Origin of the sequence: Idiomarina sp. T82-3 (genome assembly GCF_001577655.1) — a bacterium.
GTDB classification, from domain to species: domain Bacteria; phylum Pseudomonadota; class Gammaproteobacteria; order Enterobacterales; family Alteromonadaceae; genus Idiomarina; species Idiomarina baltica.
This window is the reverse complement of record NZ_LSBQ01000002.1, coordinates 213,876-237,130: the sequence shown is the minus strand read 5'-3', so window position 1 is coordinate 237,130 and position 23,255 is coordinate 213,876. Positions and strand designations below refer to the sequence as shown.

Sequence of the window (23,255 nt, the reverse complement as noted above, 5' to 3'; positions counted from 1 at the left end):
AGTCTGTACTTAATGTAACGTTTTTGAATCGGGTTTAGATTGAGCTAGCTCACGTGCACCGAGTTCTGTAAAACACATCATCGCCGATACACGTAAATATTCGACGATTTCAAAGTAAGCGCGCTCGGACTCTTCTGAGTCATCAACCTCAAACTCCAACTTGGCGATCTCGATCATGTCATCGAGCGCTTCACGCAAATCACCGCTGGTGGCCGCGATATTCGCTTGGTTAACTCCAAAGCCCACCAAAAATGATTGCACCCAGCCCGCTAACGCATTTAAGCGCTCTTGCAATGGGGCGTTATCTTCAGGCAATAAAAGTTGAAAGCCGAGGTCACGGTCAGCCAAAGCATGCTGAATTTCCGTTGCCTGCTGCTTTAATAATTTGGCAAGCTCCGCAGGTAATTGTTGACCGTCGTAAATGAGGTCACTGAGCAACCCGTCAAGATCGGGGGAATCGGGCTGTGTACCTGTTGCCACGAGGCCAACCAGTATCCCTTGTACTTCGGCAGGCTGCGGCGTCACATCATGTTGCGCATACAGTGATGAGATGCGATCATAGTTAAATCGAGCTGTCATAGATATCGTTCTATTTAAAATCTGGTGTTGTCATCCTAACACTCGGCTTTGCAATTCGCTAGCTGACAAACATTGCCAAGGCATGCCATAATAAGCAGTAGAACGCATGCTGAGCATGCACTTAACGCAATGTGTAGCAGGGAGTCGGCATCATGACGAGTCGCACAATGGACATCACTTTATTGGACCGAAGCTATCGGGTAAACTGTCCGGTAGGTCAAGAAAGTGCTTTGCAAGAAGCGGCTGATGCGTTGAACGAACGGCTCAATGACACAAAAGAACGCACGAATTTGCACAATGTTGAGCAAATTGCCGTCATGACAGCGCTAAACTTGTGTCATGAGTGGATGAACGATCAGAAAGAGCAAGCCGCGAAAACGGCGAAGCTCGAAGAAAAGATTCAATTGCTGCAGGCAACGATTGAACAAGCTATGAGCGAACAGCGCGCTCAGCGTGGCCCGCAGCGATAACAGTTTAGGGTTTCCTGGGTCGTACGCTAATAGACGTATGTCCCTGAGCCGATGCTTTTACTTAAGGGGATCACTGGCCCGTCATGAGCAAGCCCGGCACGCACCGGGAAGCCTACGATGGATCCCACTTGCTCCCCGCCTTGAACCAATGGGTTCAAGGGCTACCGTCAGATGGCGGCGTCACCGGGAAACCACCCTTTTGTTTGCTTAAAGCCTCACGATTCTCGTGAGGCTTTTTCTTTGGCGACTATCTCACGCACATCCTTGAGCAGTTGTTGCGCATCAAAAACAATGCCGTCCTTAATGGTGTAACGAATGCCCTGCGTACGGATCGGCTGATTATCCTCATTAAGCTTAAAGTGGCCTGTACCATACAGCACTTTAAAGTTCGCTAACGGATTCTCTTTTACAATAACCATGTCCGCTTTTTTACCAATCGCGACACTGCCGATATCATCATCCATATTGAGCGCTTCAGCACCGCCCATAGAAGCCGCATAAATAACTTCAAGCGGATTGAGCCCCGCCTCTTGCAGCAACTCCATTTCTCGGATGTAGCCAAAGCCGTAAATCTTGTAAATGTAACCCGCATCAGAACCCAGCGTGAGTCGACCACCATGGTTGTGAAAATCATTTAAGAAGGTCATCCATTTTTGGTAATTATGCTTCCAGGCAATTTCATCTTCCGTCGTCCAATCAAACCAATAGGAACCGTGTGCATAGCGGCTTGGCTCAAAGAAATCCCATAAGCGCGGTAAGGTGTAATCTTCGTGCCATACTGCTTGACGCTCACGCATTAAGTCTCGTGATGCCTCGTAAATGGTTAACGTCGGATCGATAGTGAAATCGAGTTCAATTAACTCATCACGCACCGCATTCCACTTTTCAGACCCCGGTTCCGCTGCTTGTTTCCAGAGGCGCCCGGCCTCTTCAAAACGATTCTGTTCGTCGTTGTAGTTATAATCAGCCGGATAGTTCTGAATCGTTTGGTCTTCAAATAATGCTTCGGGTAAGCCATACCAGTGCTCCATCGACGTCAGGCCCAGTCGCGCTGAATCCAGTGCATTCATCGATTTCACGTTCAGTTGTGCGTGATGCATCATGGTACCTAAACCTTGCTTATTAGCCTCGTCGAGTGCTGCCTCCATGACACGCCGCGAAGCGCCAAAGAACTTAATCCCTGCTGCGCCCTGTGATTTAATATAACGCACCCAATCGCGGGCTTGCTCAGCCGTATAAATGGGCGCTTCACGTCCCATGCCAAAACCCACATACGGTACAATTCGTGGTGCAGTAATACGGTTATCTGCTGCACGTTGCTGATGCCATTTCACCCAGTCTAAGCCATTAAAGCTACCGGGCTCACGGATGGTGGTAATGCCATGCGCCAGCCATAATTTGAGTACATATTCAGCCGGAATTCCCTCCGCTGAACCTCCAATATGCGCGTGCATATCAACAAATCCGGGTAAGATGTAATGACCACTAACGTCCATCTCTTTATCACCCGATCTCGCCTCGGGGCGCCCATCGGATTTAATGGGCACACCGGGATGTCCGACACTGACGATATTTACGATCCGATCATTCTCGATCACGATATCGACAGGTCCCCGAGGAGGTGCACCCTCGCCGGTGACTAAAGTCGCTCCGCGCAAGATCAAGCGCTCATAAGGACCTTCGCCGCGATCACGCTCAGGTGCTTTCGGTGGTCCTTGTTGCGCCAGTGCACTGGACGCGATGATAAAACCACACAAAAGGCATATCGTTTTTATCATTTTCATAAGGTATGCTCTGTTTCATGTTAAAAAGATGGGAGTAAGCATGACCCGAGATGAATGGCGACGCAAGTTAAAAGCACGTCGAGCCGCTATTTCTGAACCGATGCAACGGCAAGCTAGCCACGATGTTGCCGCTCGTGTTGCAGAGCGCGCACAACAATCATCGGGATACGCTGCCATTTTTTTAAGTTTTGCCAACGAGCTCAATACGACACCGGCTATCGAGGCATTGTGGCAAGCCAACATGGCTACCGTGGTGCCAGTCTTACATCCATTTAGCCCTGGCCATTTACTATTTTTAAAGTTAACCCCCGATACGCGACTGACTAAAAACCGATATGGTATAGAAGAGCCACAGCTGCGTGTCGACAACGTGGTTCCACTTAGCAAGATCGGTTGTATGTTTATGCCGTTGGTTGGGTTCGATTCGTATGGTAACCGATTAGGTATGGGCGGTGGGTACTATGACCGCACACTCGCCGCTTGGCGCGCCGGTCAACTACCTCAACTGCAACCGATTGGTATCGCCTACGATGAGCAATATGTTGAACAATTACCAATACAAGCGTGGGATGTGGCGATACCTGAAGTGATCACACCGACACGACATTGGTCCTTTAAACACGAGCCTAAGTTTTCTTAGCGATGAGTCATCAAAATCGATATACTGATGTGCCATCAACTATCACAACAATTTGTATGGGAACCCCGCTATGTCCGCTTCTGATAAGCTAAAACAACAAGCCGCGCAAGCTGCCATTAAGTATGTCGAGAAAGGCGCTATCGTGGGCGTCGGTACCGGCTCCACCGTCAACTTCTTTATCGACGAATTGGCTAAGATCAAAGACGATATCGAAGGCGCCGTCTCAAGCTCCGACGCCTCAACCGAACGGCTCAAACAACATGGCATTGAAGTTTTCGAACTGAACAACGCCCCCGAGGTTCCTGTTTATATTGATGGCGCTGACGAAATTGACGAACACGGTCAAATGATTAAAGGCGGTGGTGCCGCACTTACACGTGAGAAAATCGTCGCTGCGGTTGCCAAAAAGTTCGTCTGCATCGCTGATGAAAGCAAATTAGTCGGTCGACTGGGTACATTTCCGTTGCCCGTTGAGGTGATTCCCATGGCACGTTCCTATGTTGCGCGTGAAATAGTCAAGCTCGGCGGCGATCCTGTTTGGCGTCAAGGCGTGACCACCGACAACGGTAACTGGATACTTGATGTGCACAACCTCGATATCCTAAATGCCGTTGAACTCGAAGAACAACTGAACAATGTAGTCGGTGTTGTCACCAACGGACTATTTGCAGCCCGTTCTGCCGATGTTGCCTTACTGGCAACCTCAGAGGGTGTTAAAGAGCTGACGTGGGGAAACTAAATGGCCGTTACATCACTCGCAAAAGACAAAATTAAAGTACTATTACTCGAAGGTGTCCATGACAGCGCCATCGAGTTACTTAAGCAACAAGGCTACGACCAGCTCGAAATCCTCAAAGGCTCACTCGATGAGGATGAGTTGTGCGAGAAAATCAAAGACGTACACATGATTGGTATCCGCTCGCGCACGCAGTTAACTGAGAAAGTGTTCGCTGCGGCTGAAAAGCTTATCGCGGTTGGATGCTTTTGTATTGGTACTAATCAAGTCGACTTAAAAGCCGCACAAAAGCACGGTGTAGTCGTATTCAATGCACCGTTTTCAAATACACGCAGCGTCGCTGAATTGGTGCTAGCCGAAACCATTATGTTGTTGCGTGGCATTCCGCAAAAAAACGCGCAAGCGCATAAGGGAGGCTGGCTGAAGTCGGCCAACCATGCGTACGAGGTGCGAGGCAAAATACTCGGTATCGTTGGCTACGGTCATATCGGTAGCCAACTGAGCGTATTAGCGGAGCAGCTCGGTATGCAAGTTATCTATTACGATGTCGAGACCAAGCTACCGATGGGTAATGCGCGTTCTATTAAACGCCTCGATGATCTACTCGCAAAAGCCGATGTGGTGACTTTGCACGTGCCAGAAACACCTTCAACCCGCTGGATGATAGGCTCTGCCCAGCTGGCTAAAATGAAACCAAATAGTTTGCTGATTAATGCTTCTCGCGGCACCGTCGTCGATATCGAAGCACTTGCTGAGGCGTTAACCAGCGGTCATTTAGCCGGAGCCGCTATCGACGTATTCCCAGTGGAGCCTCAAAGCAACCAAGACCTCTTTGAATCTCCGTTATGTGGTATCGAAAACTGCTTACTAACGCCGCATATTGGCGGCTCGACCGTTGAGGCACAAGAAAATATTGGTATCGAAGTCGCCGGTAAGCTGGTGCACTACTCTGATAACGGCTCAACACTGTCGGCGGTAAATTTCCCAGAAGTTTCTTTACCACAGCACGCAACCGCTCGCCGTTTACTGCATATCCACAAAAACCAACCCGGTATGATGAACGCGATCAACAGTATCTTGAGTGATTTTGAGATTAACGTAGCGGGCCAGTACCTACAAACAGATGAAAACGTTGGTTATGTCGTGATGGATATTGATACCGACAATGGCACCGAATTGCTTGATAAAATGAAGGCAATTCCGGGCACGATCCGCGCCCGGCAGCTGTTCTAAGGGGCTCTGTCACCTTTGACTGTGCGCTCAATGCTCTCGGGCGAGACATGGCGCACATCTTTTCCTTTGACGAAAAAGATGATGTATTCGGCAATATTTTGGCAACGGTCGCCCATGCGCTCGAGCGAACGCGCGGACCACAACACATTCATGATTTTAGGAATCGAGCGCGAGTCTTCCATCATGTAAGTCATCAATTGACGTGTCAGTGCCTCATACTGACGGTCTGCCTGCTCATCTTGGCGGTGTACCTCATAAGCAGCATCAAGATCCATCCGGGCAAATGCGTCGAGTACTTTACGTAGCATGGTCAAAATTTGATGACCTAAATTCTCTAAGCTGACCAGCAACTGCTGTTGATCATTACTGAAGCTTTCCTTCGCCACTTTAGCGATGCGCTCTGCTTCGTCACCAATTCGTTCTAAATCAGCAATCGTCTTAATAATGGCAATAACTAACCGTAAGTCACTGGCCGCAGGCTGACGTTTTGCAATAATGTGCACGCACTCTTCGTCAATTTGGACTTCGAGTTTATTGACCTTGTGGTCATTACTCAGGACCTTTTCCGCTAATTCAACATCAGCGGTTTGAATCGCCGTAATGGCGTCGCTTAATTGTTGCTCGACCAAACCACCCATACTCAATACGCGGTTACGCACGGCTTCCAATTCCTCGTTAAACTTATTGGAAATGTGCTTACCCATGTTTAATTTATCCATGCCTGTACTCCTTAACCGTACCGTCCAGTGATGTAATCTTCCGTACGTTTTTCCATGGGCGTGGTAAACAACGTGTCGGTGTTGGCATATTCAATGAGCTCACCCATATACAAAAATGCGGTCTGGTCAGACACACGCGCCGCTTGCTGCATGTTGTGCGTAACAATCACAACGGTATATTTTTGCTTTAAATCGGTAATGAGCTCTTCAATCGTCAACGTCGAAATAGGGTCCAACGCAGAGGTCGGCTCATCTAACAGTAAAATTTCCGGCTCAATCGCGATCGACCGAGCAATGACCAAGCGCTGCTGCTGACCACCCGATAAACTGAAGGCACTCGCATTCAGTCGGTCTTTTACCTCATCCCATAATGCCGCCCCTCTGAGTGAGCGCTCGACGGCTTCGTCCAGTACACGGCGATCTTTAATGCCTTGCAAACGCAAACCATAGACCACGTTCTCGTATACCGATTTAGGGAAGGGGTTTGGTCGCTGGAACACCATACCAATACGGCGACGTAATGCAGCAACATCCACGCCCTTGTCATAGATGTTTTTACCGTGCAGTAAAATATCGCCTTTAACTTTGCAGCTCTCAACCAGATCGTTCATGCGGTTGATGCAGCGCAGTAAGGTCGATTTACCACAGCCAGATGGACCAATGAATGCAGTGACACCGTGTTTAGGGACACTCATCGAGATATCGTGCAACGCACGATCTTCTCCATAGTATAGACTCAAATTTTTAATTTCGAGTGCGCGCTGATCGTCTGTTAAATTCGCCAAGTCTAATTTTTCGCTGGCATTATTTGGACTAACCGAAATCATCAATGCTGCCCTTCTATTGCTAAGTGATTATTGCTCAAGTGCACGGTATTTCTCACGTAAGTGATTGCGCACACCGATGGCCGTGAGGTTGAGTCCAACAATCACAGTAATCAGTAAAAACGATGTCGCATAAACTAACGGGCGCGAAGCCTCTACATTAGGACTTTGGAAGCCGACATCGTAAATATGGAACCCTAAGTGCATAAATTTGCGATCTAGATGGAAGTAAGGAAAGTTGCCATCAACCGGAAGCATTGGCGCAGATTTAACCACCCCAACCAACATCAACGGTGCCACTTCGCCTGCCGCGCGAGCCACCGCAAGAATAAGGCCGGTCATTATTGCCGGAGACGCCATAGGTACGATAATTCGCCAGATGGTTTCCCATTTAGTCGCACCTAGTGCCAACGAGCCCTCACGTAAGCTACTTGGAATACGCGCAAGCCCTTCTTCCGTCGAAACAATCACCACTGGCAAGGTTAAGATCGCTAAAGTAATCGCAGACCACAGCACGCCTGGCGTACCAAAGGTTGGATTGGGTAGTGCTTCTGGGTAAAACACTTGATCAATGCTACCTCCGACCATGTAGACGAAAAAGCCGAGACCAAAAACACCATAAACAATCGACGGAACACCCGCGAGATTAATCACGGCAATCCGAATCAGCTTGGTCACTGGATTTTTGCCTGCATATTCGTGCAAATAGACTGCCGCGACGACGCCAAAAGGCGTAACAATCACCGACATCAACAGCACCATGAATACGGTACCAAAAATTGCCGGAAAAACACCGCCTTCGGTGTTCGCTTCACGAGGTGGCTCGGAGACAAACTTACCAATTTGTTGGAAAAAATGACCGATCTTTGCAAGTAAATGCATGTCGTTCGGGAAGTTAACATCCAACACGCGGTACAACGGCACAGCAACCGCTTCGCCCCGAAAATCTTCGACAATAAGCGTATCCCGTGCGGCTCGATCACGAATCTCAAACAACGCTTTTTCTAACGTTTGGTATTCCGCTTGTAACCGCTCTCGCTCCGCTTCAAGGCGTGCCAAGGCCTGCTCAGTTAATTGTCCTTCAAGTTTTAAGCGGCGTTCCTCCAAGCCTAATTCGCTCAACTGATAGTTGATCCGGCCAATTTCATCTTCCTGTAGCGCTTGTCCCTCATCGTGCAGTTCGACTGCGCGCTCAACACGATCGAATAACACCTCGCGGAAATCAGCTTCTTCATACCCAGCGATTCGCTCACCTTGTTGCTCAATCGCAATGATACGGCCATAGAAATTTCCGTCTTTTGTACGTTCAATGATCGCCATATCAGTGGGTGTTTTATCTTCAACAATAGTTGGCTCGACCACCCAAGTGAAGTCCAACGGCACATACTCGCGGTTACCGATTTTCATCAAGTAACGTGTAATCAGTTCACCTTCGCTCGCATCGACCTCAACACCTGATTGCCGGACACGGTCAATAGGTACTTCTTCGCTATCATAGATTTCGCCGATAAGCGTGCGTGTCTCGCCCGATGCTGTTTCGATGGTCATTTGATGAATCGCTGTCGGCCAAAAAAATGATAATCCACGCCAACCAATCATTAACACTAAGCCTATAACCGCCACCAAGCTCACACTCACCGCGCCAGCCGTCAACCAAATCCAAGGCTTTCCAGTTCTAAACCATTGCTTCATGAGTAACCTCTAACTGTCAGCCCTACATCGAACTGTATTTGTCACGTAACCGTTGACGGACAAACTCGGCGATGGTGTTAAAGAAAAACGTGAAGATGAACAACACGAATGCGGCTAGGAAAAGAATGCGATAATGCGAACTTCCCACTTCGGATTCGGGCATCTCGACCGCGATGTTGGCTGATAAGGTGCGCATACCCTCGAAAATATTCCAATCCATAATCGGTGTGTTACCTGTCGCCATAAGTACGATCATAGTCTCACCGACAGCGCGTCCGAGCCCCATCATTATCGCTGAGAAGATTCCGGGGCTTGCTGTCAGTAATACGACTTTAGTCAGCGTTTGCCACGGTGTCGCACCGAGCGCTAATGAACCATTAGACAAGTGCTTAGGAACACTAAATACGGCGTCCTCTGCGATAGAAAAAATGGTCGGTATCACCGCAAATCCCATGGCTATCCCTACCACCAACGAGTTTCGCTGATCAAAGGTGACGCCTAACTCATTGGTCAAATAGCCGCGTACATTGCCGTCGAATAATACGGCCTCAACCCACGGACTCATTGAAAAGGATAACCAGCCAACGAATAACACAAGCGGCACGAGAATTAACGATGCACGCCCCTCACCTAACGTATTACGCAATTGGGACGGCAATAACTGCCAAAGTGCAGCGAAGCCAATAATAGACAACGGTGTTAAGATAATCACCGCCAGCACACCGGGCAAATAAGCTTCAATAATCGGTGCTAACCAAAGTCCCGCCAAGAAGCCTAGAATAACCGTCGGTAGTGCCTCCATAATCTCAACAGTCGGTTTAACCACTTTACGCACTGAGGGCGACATAAAGTAAGCCGTGTAAACTGCAGCCGCTAAACCAATGGGTACGGCAAACAACATGGCATAGAGTGCAGCTTTGATCGTACCAAACGAGATCGGCACTAAACTAAATTTAGGCTCAAAGTCGTCCGAACCCGAAGTTGACTGCCAGGTATACGAAGGCTCTGGATAACCTTCATACCAAACCTGTTCCCATAATCCGCTCCACGTCACTTCCGGGTGTTCATTACTCAATTTGAATAATGTTAGCTCATTACCGGCTTCAGCTAAGAGATGGTTAGCACGCGGATCGATCGTGATCATTTGTGTTTCTCGGTTAGGCAAAGCCTCATGATAGAGGTCCGCCTCAGACGTCGTATGAAATACATTCAGCTTGCCATCGTGGGTCACCGCATAAAATGTACGACGATAGTCCTCGACTTCTAAGTCAACAATTTGTCCGCCGGCATCAAACTGGCGAATGTACTTAAACGTTCGTCCTTCGTCAGTGGGCACTTCAAACCATTGTGAGATAACACCACTTTCATGGGTGACCAATACGGTGGCGGCACCGGGCATCAAGTGTAATGATTGCGCCTGGCCAAACTGCCGCCCGTTAAGCGTGATCACTTGGCTTTCACTCACTGCACCGGACATGCTGACTGAGTAAACCACAATTCGGTTATTAATCAGTGCAAAAACTTTATTTAAATCGGGCGTAACCGCAATATCTCGTATCGAAGCGGTCATTTTACGTTGTTCATATTTAGGTGTGAGTGATATCTCACCTGTCAAAAAGTTTTGTTCTGCTGCAAACTTTGTAATCAGTAACGTATCAGCACCAGTGACTGCCGCCATCAGCATACCTTCGCCATCCGTCGCATAAGCCAACTGCTCAAGTGGACGTCCCTGCTCATCGACTTGCAACGGTTGTTCATTATTGAGTACCTCAAAGCGCGGCATAATCAGTCGTTCGACTTGACGAGTACCCTGTGTACGAGCCGTCTCTGGAAAAGTGACGCTGAATTTGGGCTGCACAATAAGGGCTTTCCCATTATCTAACCCATAGACAAACTGCTGATTAACCGGTAAAGAGCGCGCGAAACTAGTAATTTTGCCTTGCGGCACTAACATACGTTGTTCAATCACATCGCCGATTTTACGTTCTGAAAAGGTATTATCTTGTAAGGCAAAAAACTCACCTTTGCCGGATGCGCCAAAGCGATAACCAATTTCAGCCTGTTCTTCCATTCCCAGAGCCAAAGTTTGGTCATTGGCTTTAATGTCAAAGCTATGCATCGGCTTGACCGAAGCGGATTCAAAAATCGGTTGCACGACATAAAGCAAATAGAAAAATATAAGCAACAGCGCAACCAGCACCAAAACACCACCGGTGGTAACACCGACACGTGCCAGCCTATCTTTTAATAAGCGCGCCTGACTCGCTTTTAGTTGCTGCTCTGTTTGCCTGTCCATACCTTTCCTATTAACGTGTTAAGCCAGCGCATGGGCGCTGGCTATTTAACTGAATAACACTGTTTATTCTGCGTTATGCAAACCTAATTTTTTAAGCTCAGCATCCACGATAGCGCGGGGCAATGCAATATAACCGTCCTTGTCGACAATAGCTTGTCCCTGCTGAGACAAAATCATCTTTACGAACTCAGCTTCAGCTTTACTTAACGGTTGGTTCGGGTGCTTATTCACATAAACATATAAGAAACGAGCTAAAGGATATTTACCCGCCAAAGCATTTTCACGGGTTGCTGAGACAAACTCGTGACTGTCGCCACGGGCAATCGGTACCGCGCGAACGCCTGAGGTGACGTACCCGATACCCGAGTAGCCTACTGCATTCAGCGACGTTGAAACCGATTGTACAACGGAAGCAGAGCCAGGTTGTTCGTTTACATTGGCCTTAAAGTCACCGTCACACAGCCCCGCTTCTTTAAAGTAGCCATAAGTACCTGACACCGAGTTGCGGCCGTACAACTGCAAATCTTTACTCGCCCAATCGCCTGTTAAGCCGAGTTGACCCCAGCGAGTGATAGGCTCTGGAAAACCACATTTTCGTGTCGAAGAAAAAATACCATCGACTTCCGCAATCGACAGACCTTTAACCGGATTATCCTTATGAACGAACACCGCCAGCGCATCGATCGCGACACGAATGGGTGTCGGCTTATAACCGTGGCGCTTCTCAAATGCTTCTATTTCTTTGGACTTCATGGCACGGCTCATCGGTCCAAAGCTCGCTGTACCTTCAGTCAGTGCCGGTGGTGCAGTCGAAGAGCCCGCAGCCTGAATTTGAATGTTTACGCTAGGGTACATGCGTTTAAACTCTTCACCCCAGAATGTCATCATGTTGGCTAAGGTATCAGAGCCTACCGAAGATAGATTGCCGGACAAGCCCGACACTTTCTCGTATTTTGGTAAGTCATCCGTCGCGTGTGCAGGACTCATCAGTGCCATCATCACACTGAGGCCTAAAAGCTGTTTGACTGCCTTGTTGAACTTGTTCATGCTGTTTGTCCTCACGTGACTTTCACAAAACCAGTTGACCGTATTTTCAGCAGTTTATGAGATTTGTGTGACAGTTTAATGACATTTATGACAAAAAAAAGTCACTTTAATGACGTTTGCCGGTGACTCTGAGTCCAGCAGGTAAACGGAACCAAAAGCGCGACCCCTTGCCCAAGGCACTATTCACCTGTAGCTCACAGTTATGATGTTGCAACGCTTGTTTAACAATAGAAAGACCTAAACCGGTGCCGCCGCGCTCACTGTTTCTATCCTTGTCAACACGATAAAAGCGTTCAGTCAGCCTTGGTAAATGCTCCGAGGCAATCCCCGGCCCAGTATCTTCGACACTGAACTCAACCTCACTCCCGACCATTTGCCAAGTGACCCGAATATCACCCCCTTCTTGGTTATAACGAATGGCATTGGTAATGAGGTTTTGCATTGCACTCCGTAACGCATCCTCTTTGCCGTAAACTTTAACGGGCGCCACATCAAAGTGAACATTAATAGATTTTGTTTTAGCTAATTTTTCCGCCTCAGTTTGCAACTGTTGTAGTAATGAAGGTGCATCCACTACCCGTTCAAAGACATCATGCGATGGTGTTTCCATGCGAGAAAGCTCAAGCAGTTGATCAATAAGCAATCGCATACGCTCACTTTGACGTTGCATCTCACCCACCGCTTTGGTCATCATTGCCGGCGGAGTCATCGCTGGGTCCTCAACCATTTCAAGATACCCTTGCAATACCGTCAGAGGTGTTTTTAGTTCGTGCGAAACATTCGCTACAAAGTCTTTACGCAGATTATCCAATTGCTTAATTTGAGTGACATCGCGTGCGACTAAGAGATATTGATCATCACTGTAAGGCATTACCCGAATCTCAATATCTAACGAGTCGCGGGCAGGTGAGGGAATTGTCAGCGCTTCTTCAAAATTACCTTTACTCAGGTAACTAAAGAATTCGGGATGACGGATTAAGTTTGATAGGCGCATACCCGCGTCATCTGGCCATTTAAGACCAAAATAGAATTGCGCGAGTTGGTTACTCCATAACAATGAGCCATCACGTCGAAACACAATGGCTGCATCTGGAAGCGCTTCGGCTGCTTCACGGAAGCGACGAAGTAACTGAGCTAACGACCGACGCCGTTGTTGGCTACGACGCTGGTTTCGGTAAATCCCGTCGTAAATGTAAGACCAACTGCCTGGCGCCGTGGGCGGCATTAAGTTACGGCTATTCCAGAGCCAATCGGTCAATTTTTGCTGATAATAATAGTGCCATATCAAAAGGCCTGCCATGGATAGCGACATCGCTTGCCAAAAGATGCCCAATATGGCACCAATAATGGCAAAAGGCACTAGATAGAGAACAAGCCCCTTAAGTGCACCAAAACTGCTGTATTCTCTATCCATAACCTTCTGTTACCGGCTTGAAAAGCGATAGCCGACGCCACGAACCGTCTGGATCAAACGATCGTAACCGTGCTCATGTAACGCTTTACGCAAGCGACGAATGTGCACATCAACGGTGCGATCTTCTACATAAACATTGGTACCCCAAACTTGATCGAGTAGCTGCTCGCGGCTGTATACACGCTCCGGATGCGTCATAAAGAAATGCAACAGTTTAAACTCTGTTGGTCCCATATCGATACTACGATCGTGCGTAGAAATACGATGTGAAACAGGATCAAGCTTTAGTCCCTCTATCTCTAAAGGTTCATCCAAGACGGTCGGCGCAACGCGACGGAATACTGCGCGCATCCGTGCCATCAGTTCCTTGGGCGAGAATGGCTTTGTAATGTAGTCATCGGCACCCACTTCGAGTCCACGCACTTTGTCTTCTTCCTCGCCGCGCGCAGTGAGCATAATAATTGGAATGTTACGCGTGAAATCATCACTCTTAATTTTCTTGGCAAGCTGAATACCTGAACCGCCCGGTAGCATCCAGTCTAACAGCACCATATCGGGATAGGGCTCTGCGATTTTGGCAAGACCACTGTCATAGTCCTTAGCCTCCACGGCTTGATAACCATGTTGCTCCATGACAAAACTCAGCATTTCGCGAATAGGTGCTTCATCTTCTACTATGAGAATTCTACGCGGCATTGATTGGTTTCCTGACTCGTTAAACTATGCGACATAGTATTAACAATTATTATGACAGTTTTATTAAACTAGGTCACTTTTGTGACATTGTCACGCAGTCATGCCAACCACTGCAGTAATTGATGTAATAACGGTAAAGTGATGAATGCCAACAAGATACCGTAGCCCACCATAGCGGCCGATAAGATCGGTGCCAAACCAGCCATGATGGCAACCGCGCCCGCCGTAATCATGGGCGGCATTGCGGCTTCAAAAATAGTGACTTGCACCAGAGTGGATTCAATACCCGTGGTCGATGCTAATACCAATAATGTCACCGCTGGCATCACCAGTAATTTAAGCAATAAACCGACGGTGAGTGGCGTTTTGCTGCCTTTTGGCAAACGAAATTTTAGCTGGAACCCAACAGCCACCATGATGACAGGCACCAATGTAACCGCCAACGACTCAGTTAGCACCGAGAACACCTCAGGGTAAGCCATATCTTTGATTATTAGAGCGATTATCAGCGCAATGAACGGTGGAAACAGCACGATTTTCTTGATGATATCCGCAATGCGCGGACGTTCTGCTGATTCACCCGCAGTAAGTGGACGGTACAGCGCTATAATAATTGTCGAATAAATGGCTAATCCAAAGAACGAGCCAAACTGATCGTAGAGCAACCCATATACAATCGCATCACTGCCATAGAACGCCTCAATCATCGGAAAGCCAAAAAATGAGGTATTACCTAGCGGTACACAAATCAGCAGGGCACCGGTGACTTCCCGCGACCAGTTAAACCAACGACTTAGCAGTAATACCATAACGGCACTCATTGCCAGTAGTAGCCATGGAGTAATAATTGGAATAATGAGATCGGAAGAAAAATGTAAGTCAGGAATTTTGGTAAAAATAACACCGGGTAAAGCGGCGTAAATGACGTACAAGTTGAGCACTTGCGCGGTGTTATCCGGAAACTTACCAGCGCGTTTAATCACCACACCAATCAACAAATAGATGGCAAGTACAATAAGATTCGTCATGACGTCACTCGATTATCTGGCTCAATAGATAGAGCAGCCAAAGAGTAGCTGCTCATCGCGCTTCTATCTTACCAAGAAAAATCGTGACGTATACCGATAGAAAGGTAGTCTTCTGTTACCTGCTGCTGAATATCGCGGTTACGAGCGGTGTAAAAGGCAAACAAACGTGTGTTATCACCGAGGTAGTAATCACTGCCGATAGAGATCGAATGATCTCGCTCATCATCTTTAATAACTTGATACTGAACCTTGGGCACCCAAGCGCCATAGCGTTTAGCGGCACTGACCAACACGCCCTGAGCACTGATTATGCCATCCACTGACTGGTAATCTTGAGCTGCAAAACCTAACTTGAAATCATTCACCTTAGTGGCGAAAGAGAATTGCACGATGTCAAAGCCTGCCACCTCATTATCAAATGCTAACGCGGCATAAACGTTACTCTTTTTGAGCTTTTCATCCCCGTAAATGAGGCCAAACGATTGACCGTCGTCTACACTATCGTCGTCCGAAAATACGTAGGTAAAGCCCAGTTTGAAACCTTTATAAGCGGGCGAGTAATAAGTCAGGCTATTATCAGCACGGACTTCGCCTTTGAATAGGTATTTCAGATCGGCTGTATAGTCCTTGAATTGGTCAACAGCACCTTGTGAGTCTTTCAGAAACGTATCATAGCGGCCTAACATGACGGTACCAAAATCGCTACGCAGACCCACGATTTGGTTACGATCACTAATAGAATTATCTTCATCAAAGCCAGCGAGGTCGACGCCCCACTCAAATTGATAAAAAACTTCGAGATTATTGTCGAGCGACTGACGGCCCTTCAAGCCAAAGCGGGATGAGTAGCTTTTGACTTCCGTATCATCTTGATCCGCTATATCACTGTATAGCAAGCCAATGTTGGCACGACCGTAGACGGTTAGCGCATCACTCTTGTCGCTCGCGTATGCGTTTATCGAACTGCACATCAATGCTGCATACATAAAATATCGAAGCATAAAATCCACACGATTGTTTCAGTCATTAACGCAGTTTACGGTTTTTGTCGTGAACTACGCGTGAAAATGAACGTTTAGTTAAAACATCGTGTAGATTTTATTACAGTTTTCTTACTTTATGTACCTTTTATTGCAAAAACGTGACTAATTCATTGCGGTTTCGTTAACACGCGCTTGATAGTCAACTTGGCTTTTTGCATAACGTTGCCATTGCTGAGCTGCCGCCTTACTCTCTGGAAACTCAAGCGCTTTAGCAAACGCTTCGACGGCTTGTTCGTATTGACGTTGGTTGACCGCGGCCATACCTTGCAGCAACCACAAGTTACCCGCATTACGTACTTCGCCTTTTTCAAGTGCCTGTTTAGCTAACTCCGTCGCACGCTGATTTTTATCCAGATTGAGTGCAACGTGTGCTGCCTGCGCTAACATTTCGCCATCTTCACTGACTTCGTCAGCCCACAAATAGGCATCCAACGCTTGCTGATATTCACGCGCCTGCATCAAGCTTTGCGCATAAAACTTACGATTAGCCAGGTTTGTCTCAATCTTGTTAGCGTCAAAACCGTCTTTCATGATCTTCGCCGCTTTGTACGGTAACTGATTAATATAGTAAACCTGCGCAAGATTTCGCAATTCTCCAGCCGTATCGATAAACCCTTGCTGATTTGCAGCTTCAAGTACTGCCAGTTGCTTCTTAGTCTGATCAAGTTGACCGTAAACTCCTGCTAGTTGTAGCCAATATTCTGGTTTACTGTAGAGTTTTACCAAGCGCTCAAGCACAGCCGCCACTTGCTCAGTTTGCTTCAGTTCATAATGAATAGCTCGAGCGAGTATCAACCAATTTTCTTGAGGTGCTTTATCTTCCTTGTCAGCGGCCGCAATGGCTTTCTGAATAAATGGCAAGGATTCCGCATAACGCTCTGCTTGATACAGTGCCTGGGCTTTGAGGACCCAAGCCTTGCTAAGCTCATCCGCCTTGGCCACGTTTTCCCATAGATCGAGGTAATCCAGCGTTTCTTGAAAATTCCCCTCAGTTAAGCTTAACTGAGCCAAGCTGAACAGCGTATTTTTTCTGAGCGACTCCGGAATGGGTGACTCTTGAACCACCTTTGCAAAGTAGTCAATCGCCTTGTCGACTTGTTCATTGTCGTAATAGGTATAACCATAGAAGTTCCAAAGCATCGCACGTTCATAGCTATTCATACTATCCGCACGATCCTCAACCGACTTCAACGCAGCCAAGCCAGCTTGCACGCCATTATCTTCAGCTTCTTGTTGAGCACGAGCTAATTGGCTATACACTTTTTCACGCAATGCGGGTACACGCTCTGTTGTCTGAGCCAGTACAGGCTGAACGAGCGTCGTACCTACAACCCAAGCAATTACGCCACTTAATAGAAAATGTTTCATTGCTCACCTCACCTTAATTCATTTCGAAGGTCATACGGTTACGCACCCCTTCGACTTCTACCGGCTCACCGTCGATAACGCGTGGCTTATACTTAAACTTAAGTACGGCTTCCATGGCTGAGTCTTCAAATATGCCTTGAGGTTCTGCCTCGACAACAACCGGATTTTTCACTGAGCCTTGCTTGGTGACCGTAAACTCGACTACCACATAGCCCTCAATGCCACGTTGAAGTGCACGACGCGGATAAGTTGCCTGAACCTTAACGATGGGCAAGTACTCACCATCGCTCGCTTGTAACGAGGCGCCATTACCAATATCCGCACTGGCACTGACATCAGCGCTGAAGTCATAAGACCCCGAGCTATCTGTATCAACGTCTGAGCTCATATCGGGTTGTGGTAAATCTTCCGGTGGCTGTTCAGGTTCCGGCGGGCGTTCGGGCTTGCGCTCTTTTTCCTGCACCTGCTCAGGTTCCGGCGTACGCACGAAGTCCAAGACACTGCCCTTTACCGGCTCCGACATCGCGCCCTCACCCGAGCTAATTAATGACTGCATTAAATAGAACAGCCCGATGGTGACTGCAGCGGCAACTAATAGCGCGGCAATATATCTCATAGTTACTGCTCATCCGTTGCTACTGAAACATCGAACACACCGGCAGCTCGTGCGGCATCCATAACCTCAATCAAGGTCTTAGTGTTTGACTCTTCATCGGCCTGAATTACGACTGAGCCTTGTGGATTCTCTGCATAAAGGCGTTCGATATTCGCCTGAACCGCGCGTAAATCAATCTGACGCTTGTTAATCCACACTTCATTCGAGTCACTGATTGCAACCAAAATATTGGCGCGATTCTTTTGCACAGCTGTAGCGGCATCTGGGCGGTTAACATCAATGCCCGACTCTTTTACGAATGAGGCTGTCACAATGAAGAAGATCAACATGATAAAGACCACGTCGAGCATCGGCGTCATGTCGATAGCGCTCTCTTCTTCTTCAACTAAATTGGCAAAATGCTGTTTCATATTAGTGACGCTCCAATAAAATTCGATCTTCTAATTTCATTCGCTCGCGGCGCGTTGTACGCTGCAACCAAGTCGCGGCAAATACTCCAGATAATGCTCCAACCATTCCGGCCATGGTAGGGATAGTAGCCTTTGAGACACCCGCAGCCATCGAGCGAGCACTTCCGGTACCTGTTATGGCCATCACATCAAACACCTCGATCATGCCGGTCACGGTACCCATCAGCCCAAGCAAAGGACATAAAGCGACTAACGCTTTTATCACCGGCAAATTACCGCCCAGACCCAGCGCAACACGTGAAATCATCGCTTGGCGGATCTGCTCAGCATTCCAAGACGATTTATCGTCACGCTCTTTCCAACGCTTGCGTGCGTCTTTGACCGCTTTACGGTGGCCATTGAAAAAGTAAAAAATTCGCTCGAGTATCATCAGCCACATACTGAAGATTAGGATTCCGATGACCAGCAGGACATGCCCGCCGGCCTCGATGAAATCTCTAATCGCATTGCTGAATTCAATCAGAAATAACACGACTATTCTCCTCGCTCAGAGCGTTCAGCGATAATGCCTGATGCTTGCTCCTGCAAAATGTGGATCATGTTTTTACTGCGTGTATGCAACATTGCGAATAGCAACGTCATTGGAATCGCGACGACAAGACCAAGCACTGTGGTCACCAATGCTTGCGAGATACCACCCGCCATCATTTTCGGGTCACCGGTACCAAACAAGGTAATTGCTTGGAAGGTATTAATCATACCGGTAACCGTACCTAATAGACCCATCAACGGAGCGACAACCGAGATGATCTTAATAAACGTGAGGTTGCGGGTGATCTTCGGTACTTCGCGTAAGATGCCCTCACTCAGTTTGAGTTCGAGTGTTTCTGTATCCGCATCAGGGAACTTGTCTTTAATCAACATGACGCGACCCAACGGATTGTCTTCTTTCGGTTGTGGCGCTTTAAGTTGGCGCTTTACTTTATTGCCAATGAGCATGAGTGATACGAATCGCTCAAGTGCAATCAATAGACCGATTAAGCCAAGCCCAAGGATGATGTAGCCAACAGTACCACCTTGGTCCACCCGCTCTTTTAAGCTAGGCGCCTGTACCAATAACCCAAGAATCGAGCCGCCCGTCGGATCCAAACCAAATGCGACAACACCACTTGAGGCGTCTTGCAACTCTTCAGCACTCTCGGTGAAACGTCCTGCGGGTTGACGGACTAATTCAGCGATGTTGCCAGTGGTTGCGTTATATTCAAGGTACGCGCCATCTGCAACAAGGTTGAATGCCCCAACACGTAAGACATCTTCGACGTCTTTCTCACCATCAGCTTCAGTCACAGGCGCAGAGAACTCGGCAATTTTGCCTGACTCGGTCATTTCTTTTTGTAGCGCCAGCCAAACTTTCTCGATATCTTCGATAGACGCCAGTTTAGACGAGTTACTGATTTGCTCAGATAACTGCTTTAGCTCATCAGAACGGCCGGGGTACTGAGCTGAAATAACAGAGTTTTGGAAGCTACCCGCAGCTTCATTGGTCACTTGCTGTAGTACACCAAAGAGTTCTTTCAATGAGCCCATGCTTTGAGTCAAGGTATCTTGCAAGTTACCTAGTTGAGTCTCATTGCTTTCAAAGCGTGTCTCTAAGTCTGACGCTTGTTGCTCAAGCGCTTGACGCTGTGCGATGGCATCGCGCAACATTTGCTTTTGCTCTTGCTCCTGCTGACGGAAACGCTCTAAGCGAGCTTTGTTTTCTTCCGACTGTGCGTATTTACCTTGCTGTAATTGCTCAAGTAACTGGTCAAGGTTGATTGGATCTTGTGGCTTAGGTGCCGCATTTGCGCCTGCCACCAAACCCATGGTCAGTGCTGCGCTGAGTATTAACTTGATTGGTTTCATCGACATCTTCGGACTCCTTAGTCGGCAGCGTTAGTTGACGCGGTTTTATTCACGACGAGCGGTAGCATCAACATATCGGGAGCAACCTGCTTACGTGCGATACGGATGGCAGTTTCAACAGCGGGACGATGAGCCTGGTCAAGTTCCATCCACTGCTTACTGTCGTTGTCCCAGATGCCAAGATGTTGTCCATCGCGCGATTTATAAATCAATGCCACACGACCTACGCGTAAGAAGGTCACGTCTTGAACTTGCCCATCAATGGAATGCTCAGCTGTATAAGCCTCAATATTGCGACCATAATCTGTCTCAATTTGATAGGCTTCCATAACACGACGGAATTTTTCAGACACGTCCACGTTCGCTTTACTCATCAAATCGCGCAGACCCGCAATGCGTTCATCACGCTCTTGCTCTAAAAAGGGCACATCGAGTTCGATAAAAGTATCTAACGCATCAACCATGCGAATCATTAATGGAGTAATCTGGCGCTCCACGTAACTGACCTGGTCAATCGACTGGTTTAAATCAGCCATCTCAACCTGTTGATCATCGATCTGATTTTGAAGTTGGTTGGTGTAAACTTGCAGACCTTCGATTTCTTTCATGATCTGCTTGTATTGCTGCATGCGTTCTTGCATGGAATCAGAAATCTTGTCTACTGTAAGCTGAGCCTCGCGTGCAGACTCATTGATGTCGGTGGCGTTCTCAACGACTGGCTCTAAGGTTTTATCCTGTGCCAATGCTGAGGTTGATAGAACGCAAGCCATTGCAATGGCTGTACTTGTCGCTAGCAACTTCATATGTGACCCTTTACTTAGGTTGGTGAATTTTTAAACACCCAGATGAAAGATGCGACAACTTTAGTGATTTTTCGTGACAGCTTAATGACGTAAATATGTCAACTTTGTGACAACGATAAAGATTGCGTCTATGAGGTGAATCGATTAGTTTAATGAAAGTCTTTAAACTAGGTAAGCGGCGCTCTAATTACAACTTATTATGGCTTATAAAAGCATATCTTATTCGCTTCTCACCCGCGTTCTGTCCGTTTATTTTTTATTAACGCTAACAGTCACGGCGGTACAAATCGGTGCAGAGTACTTTGACACAAAACGTGTCCTTGTTGCGGAACTGCAAAACCAACAAGGTACCTTTAATGGATCGCTCACGCGATCGTTGTGGGAATTTAACACACCTCAAATTGAAACCATTGCTGACGGCTTGATTAGCATTCCGGCGATTGCTGGCGTACTAATAAGAGACGAAAGTGGTAAGCCTGTTATTCAAATTGGTGAAACACTACCCGTGGATGGTTTACCTGAACGCGCTTCCGAAGGCTATGTGCTACCAGAAGAAAACGGTACTTTCGGTTTTTACAACGCGCTTATTTTCGAGTTTTCTGGGCACTCGACTCGCGTTGGTGATGTCTCTTTGTTCACCACGCGCGATATTGCTATCGACCGTATCAAAATTAGTCTCGCCTTTATCGTTGGTAATGCAATCATCAAAAGTGCTTTCCTGTTGATTTTATTTGGTATTGCATTCCAACGCATGCTTAACCAGCCGCTAAACGACCTTACGCGACAAATCAACAGCTTCCGACTGGATAACTTGGATGCTTCACGTATTAAGCTTGATGAGCGACATAACAACGAACTGGTGTTAATTGAGCAAGCTTATAATCAGCTCATCGATAATATTGAGGACTACCAAGAAGATTTGGAGCGCACACAGCACAAACTCAAATTAGCGAATCGCCAATTAGATGAACAAAATGCAATTCTCGAGCAAGAGGTTGCGCGCAAGACATCGCGTTTAAGTCAAGTCATGTTAGACCTTGAACAGCGTAAAAATGAGTTGGAAATTCGCCAAGAGAAGCTAGAGCGAGAAATCAGTCAACGCCGGTCAATGGAGACTAATTTACGTGAGTCGAACGAGCGCCTGCAATCATCGCTTGATCACTTAAAAAATACCCAGCAACAGTTGATTGAATCAGAGAAGATGGCTTCTTTAGGAGGCTTGGTCGCAGGCATTACACACGACGTCAACACGCCGATCGGCATTAGTGTAACGGCAAATTCATTTCTGAAAGAGAAGCTCGAAAACCTTGAGCGCATGCTTAACGATAAAACGCTCACTCAAGCACAATTATCCAAGTATATTGAGGAGAGTCGCGAAAGTATTCAATTGTTAGAGAATAATCTCAACCGCGCATCAGAGTTGATCAGTAGTTTTAAACAGGTGGCGGTCGACCAAACATCGGATGCGATTCGTGATATTGACCTTAAACGCTATATCAATGATCTTGTACAATCGCTTCAGCCACAGTTAAAAAAGCACAATCATCGTGTCCATATTGATTGTCAAGACAACCTCTTCGTACGCTGCGCAGCGGGTGCTCTGTCGCAGATATTTACGAATCTCATAATTAACTCCATATTGCATGGTTTCGAAGGTATCAGCGAAGGCGAAATGAAGATAAAAATTCGTACCAGCACCGATGATAACGATAACGATAGGCTTCATGTGGTTTACTCAGATAATGGACAGGGTATGAATCAGGAGCAGTTAGCCAAGCTATTTGACCCATTCTTTACAACCAAGTTAAACCAAGGTGGGAGTGGATTAGGTACACATATCGTGCGTAACCTTGTCACACAAACATTAGATGGTGAAATCACCGCTACAAGCGAGCCAGGTCAAGGCTTAACGTACACATTTTCTTTTCCGATCATTATTTTAAAATAAAGGC

The 23,255-nt window shown here is 47.3% G+C and carries 22 protein-coding genes and 1 other RNA gene; 6 read left to right on the top strand and 17 right to left on the bottom strand.

All coding sequences use genetic code 11. From position 1 onward, the window contains the following. Positions 1-9: 9 nt before the first annotated feature. On the bottom strand, positions 10-579 hold the full coding sequence (locus AWU56_RS02280; RefSeq protein ID WP_006956328.1) for a UPF0149 family protein: 570 nt from the start codon (positions 577-579) through the stop codon (positions 10-12). Between the two features lie 152 nt (positions 580-731). Here AWU56_RS02280 and zapA point away from each other — a divergent pair, with 152 nt between their 5' ends. Then, positions 732-1,049 (top strand): cell division protein ZapA, encoded by a 318-nt coding sequence (zapA, locus tag AWU56_RS02275; RefSeq protein ID WP_006956329.1) that lies wholly within the window; start codon positions 732-734, stop codon positions 1,047-1,049. Positions 1,050-1,057: 8 nt separating this feature from the next. Continuing rightward, positions 1,058-1,243, top strand: a non-coding RNA gene (gene ssrS / locus AWU56_RS02270) — 6S RNA. A 21-nt stretch (positions 1,244-1,264) separates the two neighbouring features. Here the strand turns inward: ssrS and AWU56_RS02265 are convergent. Continuing rightward, positions 1,265-2,833 carry an amidohydrolase family protein gene (locus AWU56_RS02265; RefSeq protein ID WP_286681663.1) on the bottom strand — a complete coding sequence of 523 codons (1,569 nt, stop codon included), beginning with the start codon at positions 2,831-2,833 and terminating at the stop codon, positions 1,265-1,267. A 40-nt stretch (positions 2,834-2,873) separates the two neighbouring features. Here AWU56_RS02265 and AWU56_RS02260 point away from each other — a divergent pair, with 40 nt between their 5' ends. From AWU56_RS02260 to serA, 3 genes are all read left to right on the top strand, one after another. Next, positions 2,874-3,473 (top strand): 5-formyltetrahydrofolate cyclo-ligase, encoded by a 600-nt coding sequence (locus tag AWU56_RS02260; RefSeq protein ID WP_286681662.1) that lies wholly within the window; start codon positions 2,874-2,876, stop codon positions 3,471-3,473. A 70-nt stretch (positions 3,474-3,543) separates the two neighbouring features. Then, positions 3,544-4,212, top strand: coding sequence for a ribose-5-phosphate isomerase RpiA (gene rpiA, locus AWU56_RS02255; RefSeq protein ID WP_286681661.1), 669 nt, complete (start codon positions 3,544-3,546; stop codon positions 4,210-4,212). Further along, positions 4,213-5,442 (top strand): phosphoglycerate dehydrogenase, encoded by a 1,230-nt coding sequence (serA, locus tag AWU56_RS02250; RefSeq protein ID WP_286681660.1) that lies wholly within the window; start codon positions 4,213-4,215, stop codon positions 5,440-5,442. Here the strand turns inward: serA and phoU are convergent. The 15 genes from phoU to AWU56_RS02175 form a co-directional block, all read right to left on the bottom strand. Next, positions 5,439-6,161 carry a phosphate signaling complex protein PhoU gene (phoU, locus tag AWU56_RS02245; RefSeq protein ID WP_006956334.1) on the bottom strand — a complete coding sequence of 241 codons (723 nt, stop codon included), beginning with the start codon at positions 6,159-6,161 and terminating at the stop codon, positions 5,439-5,441. The two genes, serA and phoU, sit on opposite strands and share 4 nt — an antisense overlap. An 11-nt stretch (positions 6,162-6,172) precedes the next feature. Then, complete coding sequence (pstB, locus tag AWU56_RS02240) at positions 6,173-6,988, bottom strand: phosphate ABC transporter ATP-binding protein PstB (RefSeq protein ID WP_286681659.1); 816 nt, start codon at positions 6,986-6,988, stop codon at positions 6,173-6,175. A gap of 27 nt (positions 6,989-7,015) precedes the next feature. Next, a complete protein-coding gene (pstA, locus tag AWU56_RS02235; protein WP_006956336.1) occupies positions 7,016-8,677 on the bottom strand; it encodes a phosphate ABC transporter permease PstA in 1,662 nt (553 codons plus the stop codon). A gap of 22 nt (positions 8,678-8,699) precedes the next feature. Beyond that, entirely contained in the window at positions 8,700-10,973 is a 2,274-nt protein-coding gene (locus AWU56_RS02230; protein ID WP_272978361.1) for an ABC transporter permease subunit, read from the bottom strand. Positions 10,974-11,036: 63 nt separating this feature from the next. Then, a complete protein-coding gene (locus AWU56_RS02225; protein WP_006956338.1) occupies positions 11,037-12,020 on the bottom strand; it encodes a PstS family phosphate ABC transporter substrate-binding protein in 984 nt (327 codons plus the stop codon). A gap of 106 nt (positions 12,021-12,126) precedes the next feature. Beyond that, positions 12,127-13,434, bottom strand: a complete 1,308-nt coding sequence (gene phoR, locus AWU56_RS02220) for a phosphate regulon sensor histidine kinase PhoR (RefSeq protein WP_006956339.1) — start codon at positions 13,432-13,434, stop codon at positions 12,127-12,129. A gap of 9 nt (positions 13,435-13,443) precedes the next feature. Then, entirely contained in the window at positions 13,444-14,130 is a 687-nt protein-coding gene (phoB, locus tag AWU56_RS02215) for a phosphate regulon transcriptional regulator PhoB (RefSeq protein ID WP_006956340.1), read from the bottom strand. Positions 14,131-14,228: 98 nt separating this feature from the next. Continuing rightward, positions 14,229-15,158, bottom strand: coding sequence for an AEC family transporter (locus tag AWU56_RS02210; RefSeq protein ID WP_286681658.1), 930 nt, complete (start codon positions 15,156-15,158; stop codon positions 14,229-14,231). Positions 15,159-15,226: 68 nt separating this feature from the next. Beyond that, on the bottom strand, positions 15,227-16,129 hold the full coding sequence (locus AWU56_RS02205; RefSeq protein ID WP_286681657.1) for a porin: 903 nt from the start codon (positions 16,127-16,129) through the stop codon (positions 15,227-15,229). 174 nt (positions 16,130-16,303) lie between these two features. Continuing rightward, positions 16,304-17,569: a tetratricopeptide repeat protein gene (locus AWU56_RS02200; protein ID WP_286681656.1), complete on the bottom strand. Its 1,266-nt coding sequence runs from the start codon at positions 17,567-17,569 to the stop codon at positions 16,304-16,306. A gap of 13 nt (positions 17,570-17,582) precedes the next feature. After that, positions 17,583-18,185: an energy transducer TonB gene (locus AWU56_RS02195; RefSeq protein WP_006956344.1), complete on the bottom strand. Its 603-nt coding sequence runs from the start codon at positions 18,183-18,185 to the stop codon at positions 17,583-17,585. 2 nt (positions 18,186-18,187) lie between these two features. Further along, the gene (locus tag AWU56_RS02190) at positions 18,188-18,595 is read right to left on the bottom strand and encodes an ExbD/TolR family protein (RefSeq protein ID WP_006956345.1); all 408 of its coding nucleotides are present in this window, start codon (positions 18,593-18,595) and stop codon (positions 18,188-18,190) included. A gap of 1 nt (position 18,596) precedes the next feature. Then, positions 18,597-19,127, bottom strand: a complete 531-nt coding sequence (locus AWU56_RS02185) for a MotA/TolQ/ExbB proton channel family protein (RefSeq protein ID WP_006956346.1) — start codon at positions 19,125-19,127, stop codon at positions 18,597-18,599. Between the two features lie 2 nt (positions 19,128-19,129). Then, entirely contained in the window at positions 19,130-20,500 is a 1,371-nt protein-coding gene (locus AWU56_RS02180; RefSeq protein WP_272977413.1) for a MotA/TolQ/ExbB proton channel family protein, read from the bottom strand. A gap of 17 nt (positions 20,501-20,517) precedes the next feature. Beyond that, complete coding sequence (locus AWU56_RS02175; protein ID WP_006956348.1) at positions 20,518-21,303, bottom strand: DUF3450 domain-containing protein; 786 nt, start codon at positions 21,301-21,303, stop codon at positions 20,518-20,520. A gap of 199 nt (positions 21,304-21,502) precedes the next feature. Here AWU56_RS02175 and AWU56_RS02170 point away from each other — a divergent pair, with 199 nt between their 5' ends. Further along, on the top strand, positions 21,503-23,251 hold the full coding sequence (locus tag AWU56_RS02170; RefSeq protein WP_286681655.1) for a sensor histidine kinase: 1,749 nt from the start codon (positions 21,503-21,505) through the stop codon (positions 23,249-23,251). Positions 23,252-23,255: the final 4 nt, after the last annotated feature.

Excerpts from the sequence above, each read along its gene's own strand:
- AWU56_RS02280 (WP_006956328.1), bottom strand. The coding sequence starts at position 579 with ATGACAGCTCGATTTAACTATGATCGCATCTCATCACTGTATGCGCAA.
- zapA (WP_006956329.1), top strand. The coding sequence starts at position 732 with ATGACGAGTCGCACAATGGACATCACTTTATTGGACCGAAGCTATCGG.
- AWU56_RS02265 (WP_286681663.1), bottom strand. The coding sequence starts at position 2,833 with ATGAAAATGATAAAAACGATATGCCTTTTGTGTGGTTTTATCATCGCG.
- AWU56_RS02260 (WP_286681662.1), top strand. The coding sequence starts at position 2,874 with ATGACCCGAGATGAATGGCGACGCAAGTTAAAAGCACGTCGAGCCGCT.
- rpiA (WP_286681661.1), top strand. The coding sequence starts at position 3,544 with ATGTCCGCTTCTGATAAGCTAAAACAACAAGCCGCGCAAGCTGCCATT.
- serA (WP_286681660.1), top strand. The coding sequence starts at position 4,213 with ATGGCCGTTACATCACTCGCAAAAGACAAAATTAAAGTACTATTACTC.
- phoU (WP_006956334.1), bottom strand. The coding sequence starts at position 6,161 with ATGGATAAATTAAACATGGGTAAGCACATTTCCAATAAGTTTAACGAG.
- pstB (WP_286681659.1), bottom strand. The coding sequence starts at position 6,988 with ATGATTTCGGTTAGTCCAAATAATGCCAGCGAAAAATTAGACTTGGCG.
- pstA (WP_006956336.1), bottom strand. The coding sequence starts at position 8,677 with ATGAAGCAATGGTTTAGAACTGGAAAGCCTTGGATTTGGTTGACGGCT.
- AWU56_RS02230 (WP_272978361.1), bottom strand. The coding sequence starts at position 10,973 with ATGGACAGGCAAACAGAGCAGCAACTAAAAGCGAGTCAGGCGCGCTTA.
- AWU56_RS02225 (WP_006956338.1), bottom strand. The coding sequence starts at position 12,020 with ATGAACAAGTTCAACAAGGCAGTCAAACAGCTTTTAGGCCTCAGTGTG.
- phoR (WP_006956339.1), bottom strand. The coding sequence starts at position 13,434 with ATGGATAGAGAATACAGCAGTTTTGGTGCACTTAAGGGGCTTGTTCTC.
- phoB (WP_006956340.1), bottom strand. The coding sequence starts at position 14,130 with ATGCCGCGTAGAATTCTCATAGTAGAAGATGAAGCACCTATTCGCGAA.
- AWU56_RS02210 (WP_286681658.1), bottom strand. The coding sequence starts at position 15,158 with ATGACGAATCTTATTGTACTTGCCATCTATTTGTTGATTGGTGTGGTG.
- AWU56_RS02205 (WP_286681657.1), bottom strand. The coding sequence starts at position 16,129 with ATGTGCAGTTCGATAAACGCATACGCGAGCGACAAGAGTGATGCGCTA.
- AWU56_RS02200 (WP_286681656.1), bottom strand. The coding sequence starts at position 17,569 with ATGAAACATTTTCTATTAAGTGGCGTAATTGCTTGGGTTGTAGGTACG.
- AWU56_RS02195 (WP_006956344.1), bottom strand. The coding sequence starts at position 18,185 with ATGAGATATATTGCCGCGCTATTAGTTGCCGCTGCAGTCACCATCGGG.
- AWU56_RS02190 (WP_006956345.1), bottom strand. The coding sequence starts at position 18,595 with ATGAAACAGCATTTTGCCAATTTAGTTGAAGAAGAAGAGAGCGCTATC.
- AWU56_RS02180 (WP_272977413.1), bottom strand. The coding sequence starts at position 20,500 with ATGAAACCAATCAAGTTAATACTCAGCGCAGCACTGACCATGGGTTTG.
- AWU56_RS02175 (WP_006956348.1), bottom strand. The coding sequence starts at position 21,303 with ATGAAGTTGCTAGCGACAAGTACAGCCATTGCAATGGCTTGCGTTCTA.
- AWU56_RS02170 (WP_286681655.1), top strand. The coding sequence starts at position 21,503 with ATGGCTTATAAAAGCATATCTTATTCGCTTCTCACCCGCGTTCTGTCC.